At 70.3% G+C, this 12,563-nt stretch carries 16 protein-coding genes; 8 read left to right on the forward strand and 8 right to left on the reverse strand.

Features of this window, described 5'->3' with window-relative positions:
* Positions 1–6: 6 nt before the first annotated feature.
* The 3 genes from ACIQLD_RS11200 to ACIQLD_RS11210 all read right to left on the reverse strand — a co-directional run bounded on the left by ACIQLD_RS11200 (position 7) and on the right by ACIQLD_RS11210 (position 3,263).
* Positions 7–435: a cupin domain-containing protein gene (locus tag ACIQLD_RS11200; protein ID WP_402608070.1), complete on the reverse strand. Its 429-nt coding sequence runs from the start codon at positions 433–435 to the stop codon at positions 7–9.
* A 93-nt stretch (positions 436–528) separates the two neighbouring features.
* On the reverse strand, positions 529–1,824 hold the full coding sequence (locus ACIQLD_RS11205) for an amidohydrolase family protein (RefSeq protein ID WP_402608071.1): 1,296 nt from the start codon (positions 1,822–1,824) through the stop codon (positions 529–531).
* Positions 1,821–3,263: an adenosylhomocysteinase gene (locus ACIQLD_RS11210; protein ID WP_402608072.1), complete on the reverse strand. Its 1,443-nt coding sequence runs from the start codon at positions 3,261–3,263 to the stop codon at positions 1,821–1,823. The genes ACIQLD_RS11205 and ACIQLD_RS11210 overlap by 4 nt, the downstream gene beginning before the upstream one ends.
* A gap of 121 nt (positions 3,264–3,384) precedes the next feature.
* On the opposite strand from ACIQLD_RS11210, the gene ACIQLD_RS11215 reads away from it, so the two are divergent.
* Positions 3,385–4,767, forward strand: a complete 1,383-nt coding sequence (locus ACIQLD_RS11215; protein ID WP_402608073.1) for an LLM class flavin-dependent oxidoreductase — start codon at positions 3,385–3,387, stop codon at positions 4,765–4,767.
* Between the two features lie 35 nt (positions 4,768–4,802).
* On the opposite strand, the gene ACIQLD_RS11220 is transcribed toward ACIQLD_RS11215, so the two are convergent.
* Together ACIQLD_RS11220 and ACIQLD_RS11225 are read right to left on the reverse strand one after the other, a co-directional pair.
* Positions 4,803–4,979, reverse strand: a complete 177-nt coding sequence (locus ACIQLD_RS11220; protein WP_402608074.1) for a hypothetical protein — start codon at positions 4,977–4,979, stop codon at positions 4,803–4,805.
* Between the two features lie 9 nt (positions 4,980–4,988).
* Positions 4,989–5,366 carry a DUF4406 domain-containing protein gene (locus ACIQLD_RS11225; RefSeq protein ID WP_402608075.1) on the reverse strand — a complete coding sequence of 126 codons (378 nt, stop codon included), beginning with the start codon at positions 5,364–5,366 and terminating at the stop codon, positions 4,989–4,991.
* Between the two features lie 54 nt (positions 5,367–5,420).
* On the opposite strand from ACIQLD_RS11225, the gene ACIQLD_RS11230 reads away from it, so the two are divergent.
* Entirely contained in the window at positions 5,421–6,170 is a 750-nt protein-coding gene (locus ACIQLD_RS11230) for a DeoR/GlpR family DNA-binding transcription regulator (protein ID WP_402608076.1), read from the forward strand.
* Here ACIQLD_RS11230 and ACIQLD_RS11235 read toward each other — a convergent pair.
* The gene (locus ACIQLD_RS11235) at positions 6,154–6,882 is read right to left on the reverse strand and encodes a MerR family transcriptional regulator (protein ID WP_402608077.1); all 729 of its coding nucleotides are present in this window, start codon (positions 6,880–6,882) and stop codon (positions 6,154–6,156) included. The two genes, ACIQLD_RS11230 and ACIQLD_RS11235, sit on opposite strands and share 17 nt — an antisense overlap.
* A gap of 85 nt (positions 6,883–6,967) precedes the next feature.
* On the opposite strand from ACIQLD_RS11235, the gene ACIQLD_RS11240 reads away from it, so the two are divergent.
* The 6 genes from ACIQLD_RS11240 (at position 6,968) to ACIQLD_RS11265 (ending at position 11,273) form a co-directional block, all read left to right on the forward strand.
* Positions 6,968–7,402, forward strand: coding sequence for a DUF6194 family protein (locus ACIQLD_RS11240; protein ID WP_402608078.1), 435 nt, complete (start codon positions 6,968–6,970; stop codon positions 7,400–7,402).
* Positions 7,399–7,947 carry a putative immunity protein gene (locus ACIQLD_RS11245; protein WP_402608079.1) on the forward strand — a complete coding sequence of 183 codons (549 nt, stop codon included), beginning with the start codon at positions 7,399–7,401 and terminating at the stop codon, positions 7,945–7,947. The genes ACIQLD_RS11240 and ACIQLD_RS11245 overlap by 4 nt, the downstream gene beginning before the upstream one ends.
* A gap of 45 nt (positions 7,948–7,992) precedes the next feature.
* Positions 7,993–8,670: a response regulator transcription factor gene (locus ACIQLD_RS11250; RefSeq protein ID WP_402608080.1), complete on the forward strand. Its 678-nt coding sequence runs from the start codon at positions 7,993–7,995 to the stop codon at positions 8,668–8,670.
* A complete protein-coding gene (locus ACIQLD_RS11255) occupies positions 8,663–9,979 on the forward strand; it encodes a sensor histidine kinase (RefSeq protein WP_402608081.1) in 1,317 nt (438 codons plus the stop codon). Before ACIQLD_RS11250 ends, ACIQLD_RS11255 begins: the two co-directional genes overlap by 8 nt.
* Positions 9,980–10,058: 79 nt before the next feature.
* Positions 10,059–10,919 (forward strand): hypothetical protein, encoded by an 861-nt coding sequence (locus ACIQLD_RS11260; RefSeq protein ID WP_402608082.1) that lies wholly within the window; start codon positions 10,059–10,061, stop codon positions 10,917–10,919.
* 126 nt (positions 10,920–11,045) lie between these two features.
* Positions 11,046–11,273, forward strand: a complete 228-nt coding sequence (locus ACIQLD_RS11265) for an RNA-binding S4 domain-containing protein (RefSeq protein ID WP_402608083.1) — start codon at positions 11,046–11,048, stop codon at positions 11,271–11,273.
* A 9-nt stretch (positions 11,274–11,282) separates the two neighbouring features.
* On the opposite strand, the gene ACIQLD_RS11270 is transcribed toward ACIQLD_RS11265, so the two are convergent.
* Positions 11,283–11,735 carry a hypothetical protein gene (locus tag ACIQLD_RS11270; protein ID WP_402608539.1) on the reverse strand — a complete coding sequence of 151 codons (453 nt, stop codon included), beginning with the start codon at positions 11,733–11,735 and terminating at the stop codon, positions 11,283–11,285.
* 106 nt (positions 11,736–11,841) lie between these two features.
* On the reverse strand, positions 11,842–12,465 hold the full coding sequence (locus tag ACIQLD_RS11275) for a LysE family translocator (protein WP_402608084.1): 624 nt from the start codon (positions 12,463–12,465) through the stop codon (positions 11,842–11,844).
* Positions 12,466–12,563: the final 98 nt, after the last annotated feature.

Genomic DNA, 12,563 nt, shown 5'->3' on the forward strand with positions numbered 1-12,563 from the left:
CTGCCTCTACAGAGTAGGCGATGCGGCGAGTCGCCAATCGGCGAAGTCGAAACCTGGGGACACGAAGCACGACACCAGCACCTCGTCGGCGTCGAGCGGCCGTGCGGCCTGCCAGACGCCGGCCGGCACACGCACCTGCGCCGCCTCACCGGGGCCGAGCACGATCGCCGTCGCCTCGCCCGGTTCCGCACCGTCTCCGCCGAGGCGGAGTTCGAGCCGGCCCGGCCCGTGCCACAGCCACAGCTCGTCGCTGGTCACGACGTGCCATTCACTCGTCTCCGACGGCAGCAGGAGGTAGTGGATGCAGGTGGCCGCCGGCCGCTGACCGTTCGGCGTCTCGACGGGAAGCGGACTCGTCCAGGTGCGGCGGAACCAGCCGCCCTCCGGATGCGGGGCGAGGTCGAGCCGCTCGGCGGTCGCGGGGCGCTGTGTCATGAGAGAGCTCCAGATCCAGGGGTGAGGGTCATTCCGGTCGCACTTTCCGTCGGTTCCCGGCGCTGTAGGCGACAGGAGGTGCGACCGGAACGGTCACGGGGCGACCGCTGCACGGTCGAAGGCGTCGATCGCGTAGCGCACCTCGCCGGAGACGATCGTGGCAGCGGTGCGGCCTTCCCCGTGCTCGACGAGTTCGACCACCGCATCGGGGCCGGCCGGGACGTCGAAGAGCGTGAGGTCGGCGAGGGCACCCACGGCGAGGTAGCCCGTGCGGTCGGGGCCCACGTCGATCCCCATGGCGTGAGCGCCGCCGAGGGTCGCGGCCCCGAGCAGGCGCGCGTGCAGGTCGCGGTCGGTGTACCCCTGCGAGCGGGCGATGCGCGCGAGCTCCGCCACGTCGGCCAGCACGTCGAGCGACGGGCTCGACGACAGCGAGTCGGTGCCGACGGCGATCGGGCTGCCCTCGCGCAGGTACGCGGCGATCGGCGGCTCCTCGAGTCCGATGACGGCGTTCGACCGCGGGCACAGGGCCACCGTCGTGCGGCGTTCCCGCAGGATGGCACGGTCCCTGGCGCTCATGTAGACGCCGTGCGCGATGTGGCAGTCGGGGCCGAGCACGCCGAGCTGATCGACGAACTCGGTGGCGCTGGTGCCGAATCCGGCCTTGCGCAGTTCCTGGAAGCTGGCGAGCCCGGCCGTGTGCCACGCCTGCGGATGCTCATGCGCGAACTCGCTCTCGAACGCGGCCTCGCCGAGGTGGATGTGGATGCGTCCGCCTCGCTCGCGCACGATGTCGGGGATCTCGAGCAGCGGCTCGATGTCGAGCGAGTAGGGAGCGTGGGGTGAGAGGCCCGTCCCCGGCGGGGTCGGCAGCGCGTCGAGGGCCTGCTCGACCTGCGCACGTCCGGTACGGGCCCAGTCGGCGTTTGTCCAACTCATCACCTCCCAATAGGTGATGCCGTGCAGTCGGGCATCGTGCAGAGCGGTCGCCGCCGCGCGATCGGTCACGACATCGGCCACGGCCGTCGTGCCGGAGCGCAGCGCCTGTGCCGCACCGTCGGCCGCATCCGCTGCCCAGTCGCGACCGCCTTCGTACACCGGGTCGAAAGCGCGCACCCAGTCGTCGAAGCCGTCGTACTGCCCGCGACCGACCGAGGCCATGCCGGTGTACTGCAGGTGGGTGTGCGCGTTCACGAGCCCGGGGGTGAGCACCCCGGGCCAGTGCACCTCGTCGGCGTCGATGCCCCTTTCGGACAACGACCGCAGCACCCACTCGCGCTCACCGACGTGCATGATGCGGCCGTCGCGCACCGCGACCGCGCCATCGACGATCGGGGGGGCCGTGATCGGCACCACGAGTCCTGCCGAGTAGACGGTGACGGCGGTCATGCCGACGCTCCTCGGAATCGCGGCGAGCGCCACTCGCGCTGCGCCTCGACCTGCGCCGGGCTGCGGTGGTCGATGTGCTCGCCGCGCAGGGCGAGCGCGGCCGTGCCGATGGCGGTGTCGGCCTCGGCGGGAAGGGCATGGACACCGGCGGGCAGTTCGTGGGCGAGCAGGTGCTCGACGGCGTACAGCTGCACGGCGAACGACAGGTCCATGATCTCGATCGGGTTGCCCTCGCCGGCAGCCAGGTTCACGCAGCCGCCTCGGGCGATCACGAGCGCACCGTCGCCGGCGCGCTCGACGAACGGAGAGGCTTCGCCGCTCGCTCCCGCGTACGGTCGCAGCGTCGCAGGGTCGAGGTCGACCTCGTGCGGAACCCCGCCCGCGACCGCCACGATCGCCGCGGCACGCAGCACCTCGGCGTCGACCGTATGCGGCGCCCCGGTGGACGAGACGACGAGGGCTCCGGGGGCGAGGTCGTGCAGTCGGCCGATGCGGTAGCCGTCGTGCGCGGCCCGCAGGGCACGCACCGGGTCGGTCTCGGTGACGCCGACCTGCACGCCGAGGGCCCGCAGGTGCGCGGCGACGCCCTCACCGACCGGGCCGTAGCCGACGACGACGGCAGGCTGGTCGCGGAGGTCGATGCCCACGTCGTCCAACGCGTCGGCGATCGCGAACACGCACGATTGGCCGGTGCCGTAGCGGTTGTCGAAGGACGTCTTGGTCAGGGCGTCGTTCACCGCGATGACGGAGATCTCGAGCACGCCCTCCCGCTCCATCAGGCGCAGCGGCGTGAGCCCGCTCGTCGTCTCCTCCGCCGCGCCGCGCAGCTCCGATGCGAGACCCTCTTCATGCGAGAGGCGGATCAGGTGCGAGCCGTCGTCGAGCAGCAGGTCGAAGCCACGGCGCAGGAACGACACCGCGGCGGCGCGCTCCGCCGCTCCCGACAGTGAAGGATCCCCGTCGACGGGGATACCGCGGGAGCGCAGCACCTGGGCGACCTCGAGGTCGATCTCGTCGGGGTGCGCATAGACGGCGACCGTGGCTCCGGCATCCCGCAGCAGCAGGGCGAGCTGGGCGGTCTTGGGTTCGAGCACCATCGCGATGCCGATCCGCACCCCGCGCACCGTTCCGGCCTCGCGCAGTCGCGTCGCGAGAGCGGTCGCGACGGGCATGTGCCGTCCTGCGGCGTCGACGCGATCCTCCGCCGTCTCGCGCACCGGGAGCGCGTGGCCGTCGAGCAGGATCTCGGGGGTCTCCCCGGGCGCGAACACGACACCCGCATCGCCGAGATGAGCGCCGAGCGCAGGAAGCAGCCGGCGCAGCTCCTCGGCCACGGCATCCGTCCCGACGACAGAGAAGTCCCGACCGGAGACGAGCAGGTTGGTCTCACGGGCGAAGCGGCGCACCAGACGCTGGGCTGTCGCGGTCTCGTCGGTCACCAGTCCAGGGTAGAGCCCACGGAGGCGGCCGCCCGCCAGAGCGCGGGGCGCCGCATCCGGAATGTGTCCGTGCATTTCGGAGACCCTGGATTCGCCCGCGCCCTTCGCCTTTCATGGGGGCATGACCCGTCAGATCCGCTTCAACGCCTTCGACATGAACTGCGTCGCCCACCAGTCGTCCGGCCTGTGGCGGCACCCCGACGACCGCTCCCGCCAGTACAACACCCTCTCGTACTGGACGGATCTGGCGAAGCTGCTGGAGAGCGCGACCTTCGACGGCATCTTCATCGCCGATGTGCTCGGCACCTACGACGTGTACGGCGGCACGAACGAGGCCGCGATCCGCAACGGTGCGCAGGTGCCAGTGAACGACCCGATCCTGCTGGTGAGCGCGATGGCCGCTGTGACCGAGAACCTGGGCTTCGGCATCACGGCGGGCACCGCGTTCGAGCACCCCTATCCGTTCGCACGCCGCTTGAGCACGCTCGACCACCTCACGCAGGGTCGCGTCGGCTGGAACGTCGTGACCGGCTACCTGCCCAGCGCCGCGCGCAACATGGGCCAGGAGGATCAGCTCGCCCACGACGACCGTTACGACCACGCGGATGAGTACGTCGAGGTGCTCTACAAGCTCTGGGAGGGCTCGTGGGAAGACGATGCCGTGGTCGAGGACCGTGAGCGCGGCATCTTCACCGACCCGGCCAAGGTGCACCCGATCGGGCATGAGGGGAAGCACTTCAGCGTTCCCGGCATCCATATCTCCGAGCCGTCACCGCAGCGCACGCCGGTGATCTACCAGGCCGGTGCGAGCCCGCGCGGGGTGAAGTTCGCGGCCGAGAACGCCGAGGCCATCTTCGTCGCCGCCCCCTCGAAGGAGGTGCTCGCCGGCACCGTGAAGCGCATCCGCGACGCCCTCGAAGCGGCGGGGCGCGACCGCTACGACGCCCGCATCTACACGCTGCTCACCGTGATCACCGCCGCGACGAGCGAAGAGGCGACGGCGAAGCACGCCGAGTACCTCTCCTACGCGAGCCCCGAGGGTGCGCTCACGTTCATGTCGGGGTGGATGGGCGTCGACCTGTCGCAGTATGCCGAGGACGAGCCGGTCGGCAACGTCGAGTCGAACGCGATCCAGTCGGTGCTGCAGCACCTGAAGGAGGAGGCCGACCTCGGGCGCGAGTGGACCGTGGGCGACTTCGGGCGCCACAACGCGATCGGCGGCCTCGGGCCCACCATCGTCGGATCCGGCGCCGAGATCGCCGACGAGCTGCAGTCGTGGGTCGAGGCGACCGACATCGACGGCTTCAACCTCGCCTACGCGGTCACCCCCGGCACGTGGCAGGACATCATCGAGCACTTGATCCCGGTGCTGCGCGAGCGTGGCGCGTACCCCGAGGAGTACGCGCCGGGCACGCTGCGGAACAAGCTGCACGGCCGTGGCAACCGCGTGCAGGACACGCACCGCGCCGCGAAGTACCGTGTCGGAGCGTTCGCGAAGGCCTAGGTCCGGCGACACCGCCGAGCGCGAGGCGTCAGGCCTCAGTCGTCGCTGCGGGCGAAGATCCCACGGAGCACGAGGAAGACCACGACGGCGACGACCGCCACGATCGCGAGCTTCCCGATGAACCAGAGGACCGAGAACAGCGCGCTCACGATCCACCACGCGATCACGACGGCGAGGATGACGCCGAGGATGGTCCAGATGTTCTTGGTCATGCCTCCAGCCTACGGAGTCATGACCGAGGGGATCTCCTCGAGCGAGCGGTAGACGGGGAGGCCGCGCTCCTGGGCGATCTCGACGTCCTTGTCGGCACCGGAAGAATCGCCCGGCAGCCGCAGCACGGCGTCGCAGTGCTGCAGCAGGCGGTGCGCTGTCTCGTACATGACGTCGCCTTCCGCCCCGGCATCCGCATCCGCATCCGCATCGAGCGTGCGCAGGATCGGGAGCGCGACCCACTCCCCGATCATCGGCACGTGCCCGAGACGGAAGATCGGACCCGAGGCCTCTTCGAGGCGGGCGAGATTCTGGGCGATGAGGACGGGGTCGCCGTCGGTGCCGGAGCGGTAGGGGCCGGCGATGAGGATCAGGAGTGGCTTCGTCATGGAGTTGACTGTAGTCTGAATCATGCACAATCGTGCAACTTCGTGAGGAAACAGATGCTCGCTGCTCAGCGCAAAGACCACCTGCTCGACCTTCTCGCCCGCGACGGACGCGTCGTCGCGAAAGCGGTGGCCGACGACCTCGGAGTGTCGGAAGACGCCATCCGCCGGGATCTCCGTGAGCTCGCCGAAGAGGGGAAGCTCCAGCGCGTGTACGGCGGCGCCCTGCCGATCCCCGCGCCCGAACGCCCGGTGCGCGAACGGCACGACCTCGCGACCGAGAGCAAGGAGCGGGTCGCACGTGCGGCCGTCACGCGCATCCGCCCCGGGTCGACGATCGTGCTGGATGCCGGGACCACGACCCTCGCGATGGCTCGAATGCTCCCCGCAGGCGCCGGCATCACGGTCATCACCCCGAGTCCCGCCGTCGCTCTCGCCGTGGCCGAGCACTCTGACGCCCGTGTGATCATGATCGGCGGAGAGCTCACCCGGCACTCCCTGGTCGCCGGTGGAGGACTCGCGATGGAGGCCATCCAGCACCTCTCCGCGGACCAGTTCTTCCTCGGCGTGACCGGTATCGATCCCGTGCACGGCCTCACGACGGGCGAGCTCGACGACGCGGTGACGAAGCGGGCACTCGCCTCGCGGTGCACGGAGACCGTGGTGCTGGCCAGCGAGGAGAAGGTCGGCACCGCCGCCCGCTTTCCTGTCCTGCCGTTCGAGGCGATCGCGTCGATCATCACCGATCCGCTCGACGCGAATCCGATCGCCGAGCAGCTCATCGTGCTGATCAGCGGTCAGGAGTGACCGACGGGACTCCCGCTGCGAGACGCTCGGCGAGCAGGTCGTGCAGGTGTCCTGCCGCACCGAGCAGGGCGACGCTGCGACGCGTGAGGTCGGCCAGTCGTTCCGTGAGGAGGCGCTGCACCTCGACGGTGCGACCGTGCGTGCGCACCTCGTCGAGGATGCGCGTGATCGCCGCGATGCCGTAGCCGCCGGAGCGGAGAGCAGCGGCCACCCTCGCCTCGGTGATCGCGACGGAACCGTAGGAACGGGTCGACGCCGCACCCCGCAGCGGATGCACGAGCCCCTCGCGCTCCCAGTGGCGCAGGGCCGACGCGCGGATGCCGAGCGCCTGGGCGAGTTCGCCGATCATCATCGCGTCCCCCTCGGCGAACACGTCGTCGGCCTCGGCCACGGCCACCTCGAGTCCGCTCAACGCCTCCCGCACCCGAGAACGCTCGCGGGAGAGGTCCGCGTGCAGATCGTCGATCCGCTCGGCGGCTCCCTCGACGGAACCCTCGACCAGCTCGGGCATGAGCCGGCGGGCAGGCACCGGGCCGAGCGCGGCCGCCATCGCACGATACGCCCGCAGCGCCGTGACGTGCGGCATCCGATACCGGCGATACCCGTTCGCACCGCGTGCAGCCGCGGGGACGACACCGAGGCGCTCCAGATCGCGCACCTGCTGCGTCGAGTACCCGACCAGCCGTCCGAGCTGCGCCGTCGTGAACGTCATCTCTTGAGGGTTCTGCATCCTCTTCCCTTTCATCTACAGGCCGAAGTCCACATAAGCACTTCCACCTCACCATTGAAGGATGAAAATGCAGAAGATCATCGAGACGGTCCGCGGCTACGACGGTGTCCTCGTCGTCGCCCCGGAGGCCGGAAGCGACTTTCCGGAGCTGTCGTGGGGAGACGCGTACTTCTACTACGCGCCGGACGGACGGATGCCGGAGCGCACTCAGCCGTACGGCACGATCATCACGAAGGACTACCCCGACGACGCTTCATCCGCCCTCGACGCTCCGGGACGCTTCCGGGTGAACATCCACGTCGGGCGCGCACAGACCGAGTCGATCGTGGATGCTGACGCCGATCCGACCGCGGCCGACGTGTTCCACCGGCATCCGCTCTACGGCACGTCTGGCTGGGTGTGCGTGATCAACCCTGCGGAACGGACGACGGATGCGGTGCTCGCCCTTCTCCGCGAGGCGCACGAGGCGGCACGATCCCGCGCTGAGCGCCGGGCACGATGAGCAAGACGACTCCACAGGGCATGACCGAGACCGACCGTCGGATCGTCGCGGTGTGGGCTGCCGACTGCGCCGAGCGCGTGCTGCCTCTGTTCGAGAGGGAGGCACCGGACGACGACCGGGCGCGTGATGCCATCGCCAGGACACGTGCCTTCGCCCGGGGCGAGCTCACGGCTGCGGGCGAAATCCGTCGTCGTTTCGTGGCCGGCAGGGCCGCTCACGCCGCGGCGACTCCCGCCGGCACCGCGGCCGCCCGCTCCGCAGCGCAGGCCGCGGGGGTCGCGCACATGGGCGCGCATGCTCTCGGGGCAGCCACCTACGCAGCGCGGGCCGTCGAGCTGGCACACCCGGACGACCCCGAAGCGCGTGCCGACGAAGTGCGCTGGCAGCTCGCGCAGCTCTCTCCCGAAGCCGCTGCGGCACTGCGCACCCTCCCGCTCCTGGGCACCGACCCCTCCGGCCCGCTCGGCCCCGGGCTCCTCTCGTCCGGTCCCCTCGGCGAGGTGATCCGCGAGCTGCAGGCGCACCTCTCGTCGGCCGTCGAGTGAGACCGCTTCAGCCCCGATTCAGCGTCGACCGGCCACACTGGAGGAATGCGGATCCTGGTGGTGGACGACGAGGTGCGCCTCGCCGAGGGCGTGCGTCGCGGGCTCGAGGCCGAGGGCTTCGCCGTCGACGTCGCGCACAACGGGGTCGACGGACTCTGGCGCGCACGCGAAACACGGTACGACGCGATCGTGCTCGACCTGATGATGCCCGGCATGAGCGGGTGGAAGGTGTGCGAGGCGCTCAGGGCCGAGGAGAACTGGACGCCCGTGCTGATGCTCACCGCGAAGGACGGCGAATGGGATCAGGTCGAGGCGCTCGAGACCGGGGCCGACGACTACGTCACCAAGCCGTTCTCGTTCGCAATCCTCGTCGCACGGCTGCGCGCCCTCGTGCGCCGCGGGGCCGTCGCCCGTCCGGCGATCCTCGAAGCGGGCGACCTGCGGCTCGACCCGGCCGCCCACCGCGTCTGGCGCGGAGAGACTCCCGTGACCCTGACCGCCCGGGAGTTCTCGGTGCTCGAGTACCTGATGCGCCATCGCGGTCAGGTGCTGTCGAAGCGCACCCTCATCGACGGCGTCTGGGACGACGACTTCGACGGCGATCCGAACATCGTCGAGGTCTACGTAGGACACCTGCGCCGCAAGCTCGACAAGCCTTTCGGACGCGAGGCCATCGAGACCATCCGCGGTGCGGGCTACCGGCTGGCGGCCGACGGTGGCTAGCCGCGGCTGGCGCTCGGTGCGCGGCAGGACCACGCTCGGCGCGACCGTCGTCGTCGCCGTCGCCCTCCTGATCGGAGCCTTCTCCTTCTACGGCGTGCTCAGCGCCAGCATCCACGACAGCACCGAGCGCGCGGCGGAGCAGCGCCTCGACGAGCTCTCCGAACGCGCCGGCGGCCCCGGCGGCAAGGGAGTGGACGCGCTCGACGACGAGATCCTGCAGCTCATCGGATCGGACGGATCGGTCCGCGCCGCCAGCGAAGACGCCAGAGAGAAGCTCGGGACGACGCCCCTCCCGGTCGACGACGATCCGCAGACGACCACCGTGGACGGCGAGACCTTCGTCGTCGTCTCGGAAGACCTCGACGACGACCAGACGCTCGTGCTCGCGGTCTCGATGGACGATGACGCCGAGACCCTGGCGACGGTGGCGACGCTTCTCGCCATCGCGGTCCCGCTGCTGCTGCTGCTCGTGGCCGTGACCACCTGGCTCGTCGTGGGGCGCGCCCTCCGCCCGGTCGAACGCATCCGCGAAGAGGTCGACGGCATCACCGCCGAGCGGCTCCACCAGCGCGTACCGGTGCCCGAGACCGCGGATGAGATCGCCGCGCTCGCGACCACCATGAACGGCATGCTCGACCGGCTCGACGCCGCGGCCACCGCGCAGCGGCGCTTCGTGTCGGACGCCTCGCACGAACTGCGCTCTCCGCTGGCGACGATCCGCCAGCACGCCGAGCTCGCCCAGGCTCACCCCGATGTGACGAGCATCGGCGAGCTCGCGGAGGTCGTGTCGGAGGAAGGGCTGCGCCTGCAGGGGATCGTGGAGTCGCTGCTGCTACTCGCCCGCCTCGACGAAGGCGCGAGCACGCACCACGAGGCCGTCGACCTCGACGACATCGCGCTCGGAGAGGTGCGCCGGCTTCGCGCGGCGGGCATCGACGTCGACGGCTCCGGCATCCGCGCAGCGCGCGTGCACGGCGACCCGCGACTGCTCGGCCAGCTGGTGCGCAATCTCGCCGACAACGCCGTGCGCCACAGCCGAGGACGCATTGCGATCGGCGTGACCTCCTCGGACGGACACGTGTTCGTCACGGTCGAAGACGACGGAACCGGGGTGCCGGCCGAGGAGCGGGAACGGATCTTCGAGCGCTTCGTGCGCCTCGACGAAGCCCGCAGCCGCGACGCCGGGGGCAGCGGCCTCGGACTCGCGATCGCCCGCGGCATCGCCACCCGCAGCCGCGGAGCCCTCACGGTCGATGACTCCCGCTGGGGCGGCGCGCGCTTCGTCCTCACCCTCCCCCTCGGCGCGTGACCAGCCGGAACTCCGGTTCCTGAAGAGGTCTTCAGGACGCTTCAGGGAGGCTTCAGCGCCTGCGCGGCACCATCGAGACATGGACGACAAGACACCCACTCCCGACCAGACGCCGACTCCCGACCAGACGCCCACTCGCGACCAGACCGCACAGGGCACCCCGGATGCGCAGACCGTGCCGGTGGCCCCGACCCCGACCCCGGATGCGACAGCCCCGACCCCCGGCGCCGGTCAGCACCCGACGTTCCCCGCCGCGGAGCCGGTCGCGGCCCCCGCGGCGTCCACACCGAAACCCGGGCGCAAGCGCGCACTCCTCATCGGCGGCGGCATCGCGGCAGCAGTGGTCCTGGCGGGCGGTGGCGTCGCGATCGGAGCGGCGATCGGCGACGAGTTCGGCGACGACGACCGCTCCTCGATGTCCGACGGTCCCCGCCACGACGACGCAGATGACCACGGCCAGCGCGACGACGCCGGTGACGACGACCGAGGCGACGCCCCCTCGAACGGCCGCGGCCCGGTGACCGGCATCGGCACGGCGTCCGCCGACGAACTCATCGCGATCGCGGATGCCGCACGCGGAGCCGCCGACGGCGAGGTCACCTCGATCGACGCGAAGCGCGACGGCACCTGGGAGGTGCAGCTGACGACGACCGCGGGTGATGAGACCGAGGTCCGCGTCGACGAAGCCCTCGCGGCATCCGTCATCTCGACCGATGCGGCTGACGGCGACGACACCGGCCCGGCGCTCACCCTCGACGACGAGGCGATCCGCTCCCTGGTCTCCGCGGCACTCGCCGAGGCCGAGGGCATGATCACCGACCTCGATGTCGACGGCGACGACGTGAGCCCCTACGACGCCTCGGTGCTCACTTCGGACAACCGCTCGATCGACATCGACTTCAGCGCCGACTTCGCGATCGTCGGTACCGACATCGACTGAGCGATCCACCGATCCCCGTCCTGTCGGGTGGACCCGAGACGCCCGAGACGACGATGCCGCCGCCCCACCCCGGGGTCGGCGGCATCGTCGCATCCGGACGGCCCCGAAGCCGATTAGCATTCAAGGATGACGAACTCCGCACCGATCGACGACATCTCCATCGGCGGTGAGGTTATCCGCCTCGGGCAGTTCCTCAAGTTCGCCGGCCTCCTCGACTCGGGCGGCGACGCCAAAGAGGTCATCATCGACGGGTACGTGACCGTGAACGGCGAGGTGGATCGTCGACGCGGACGCCAGCTTCACGACGGAGACCTGGTGTCGTTCGAGGGTCGCACGGTGCGCGTCCGCCCCTGACCGTTCGACCTAGCGGTCTTCCGCAGGCAGAACGCGCCGCACGGTGACGACGATCAGTGCGACGAGGAGTCCGATGATCGCCACGTCTGCGGCGATGTACGCGTAGTGCGCCCCGCTGGTCCCCGGCGCCTCCGACCCCGCGATCACCAGGTCGCTGCGCTGGTTGAGCATGGGTCGGATGACGGCGACCTCGACGAGGAAGACCACCCAGATCACGCCGAGGATCACCAGGGGCGTTCGCCCCGCCTTCGCCCGCACGCTCACGGCCGTGAGCAGGACCAGGACGACGCCGGCGAGCACGTTCAGCGCCGTGAACACGAGCCTCCCGATGCCGAGCCCGATCGGGATCGTGACGCCGGGAGCCATGAACTTCAGCGGCGCCTCGAGGAACGAGATCGCGATGATCGCACCGAGCAGGAACGCCGGCAGCAGCAGCCGCAGCGCCGTGGTCGTCCGCACCATGGAAGTCACGCAGTCCTCATCTCCCGCCGATCATCGTCCGCCCTTCGACGCTACCTCGGGAGAGCGGGGCCGCCGACGGTATCCACCGGGGAATTAGGGGAGATGATCACAGCCACTCGATGATCTGCTCCGCGAGGATTCCCACCCCGATGACGGTCATGGCGATGCCGGCGATCCGCGTGACCACAGAACTCGCACGCGGCCGGGTACGCAGCAGTCGACGAGCGAGCAGCCCGACGGTCGTGTACACGATCGCGATGTTGAGCAGGTGCAACCCGCCGAGGGCGAGCATCTGCGCCGTCGACGGCCAGCCGTGCGGGCTCGTGAACTGCGGGAGGAGGGCGAGCAGCAGCAGGAGCCCCTTCGGGTTGATGCCGCTCACACCGGATCCGCGCAGGAACTGCCCCCACCCCCCGGTGGCGATCGGCTCGCCGCTCTCCGCGAGGGGAGCCGGGCGACTGGCCAGAGTCGTCGCGCCGAGGAAGATCAGGTAGAGCGCACCGACCACGGTGAGGGTCGTGAGGGTGACCGGATATGCGGTGACCAGCGCACCGAGACCGAGCGCGACGGCGACGATCACGACGGTGTATCCGGCGATCATCCCGAGGATGGACGGCGCGATCGATCGGGCGCGCAGGCCTGCGGAGATCGCGTACGCCCAGTCCGCGCCGGGGGTCAGCGCCAGCATCACGGCGACCACCCAGAACTGCATGACCAGAGCGATATCCATCGGTCCTCCTCAATCCGAGGAAGAGACTACGAAGGATCACGCGAAAGGTGCTCCGATTCTTCGGGTGATCGCGCCCTTCACCTGCAAGAATTGTCGCC

Origin of the sequence: Microbacterium sp. NPDC091662, assembly GCF_044756705.1 — a bacterium.
Lineage (GTDB): Bacteria > Actinomycetota > Actinomycetes > Actinomycetales > Microbacteriaceae > Microbacterium.

Coding starts and splice junctions, on each gene's coding strand:
- ACIQLD_RS11240 (WP_402608078.1), top strand. CDS start 6,968: ATGCAGAAGATCATCGAGACGGTCCGCGGCTACGACGGTGTCCTCGTC.
- ACIQLD_RS11275 (WP_402608084.1), bottom strand. CDS start 12,465: ATGGATATCGCTCTGGTCATGCAGTTCTGGGTGGTCGCCGTGATGCTG.
- ACIQLD_RS11225 (WP_402608075.1), bottom strand. CDS start 5,366: ATGACGAAGCCACTCCTGATCCTCATCGCCGGCCCCTACCGCTCCGGC.
- ACIQLD_RS11220 (WP_402608074.1), bottom strand. CDS start 4,979: ATGACCAAGAACATCTGGACCATCCTCGGCGTCATCCTCGCCGTCGTG.
- ACIQLD_RS11205 (WP_402608071.1), bottom strand. CDS start 1,824: ATGACCGCCGTCACCGTCTACTCGGCAGGACTCGTGGTGCCGATCACG.
- ACIQLD_RS11230 (WP_402608076.1), top strand. CDS start 5,421: ATGCTCGCTGCTCAGCGCAAAGACCACCTGCTCGACCTTCTCGCCCGC.
- ACIQLD_RS11200 (WP_402608070.1), bottom strand. CDS start 435: ATGACACAGCGCCCCGCGACCGCCGAGCGGCTCGACCTCGCCCCGCAT.
- ACIQLD_RS11250 (WP_402608080.1), top strand. CDS start 7,993: ATGCGGATCCTGGTGGTGGACGACGAGGTGCGCCTCGCCGAGGGCGTG.
- ACIQLD_RS11215 (WP_402608073.1), top strand. CDS start 3,385: ATGACCCGTCAGATCCGCTTCAACGCCTTCGACATGAACTGCGTCGCC.
- ACIQLD_RS11235 (WP_402608077.1), bottom strand. CDS start 6,882: ATGACGTTCACGACGGCGCAGCTCGGACGGCTGGTCGGGTACTCGACG.
- ACIQLD_RS11270 (WP_402608539.1), bottom strand. CDS start 11,735: ATGGTGCGGACGACCACGGCGCTGCGGCTGCTGCTGCCGGCGTTCCTG.
- ACIQLD_RS11260 (WP_402608082.1), top strand. CDS start 10,059: ATGGACGACAAGACACCCACTCCCGACCAGACGCCGACTCCCGACCAG.
- ACIQLD_RS11265 (WP_402608083.1), top strand. CDS start 11,046: ATGACGAACTCCGCACCGATCGACGACATCTCCATCGGCGGTGAGGTT.
- ACIQLD_RS11245 (WP_402608079.1), top strand. CDS start 7,399: ATGAGCAAGACGACTCCACAGGGCATGACCGAGACCGACCGTCGGATC.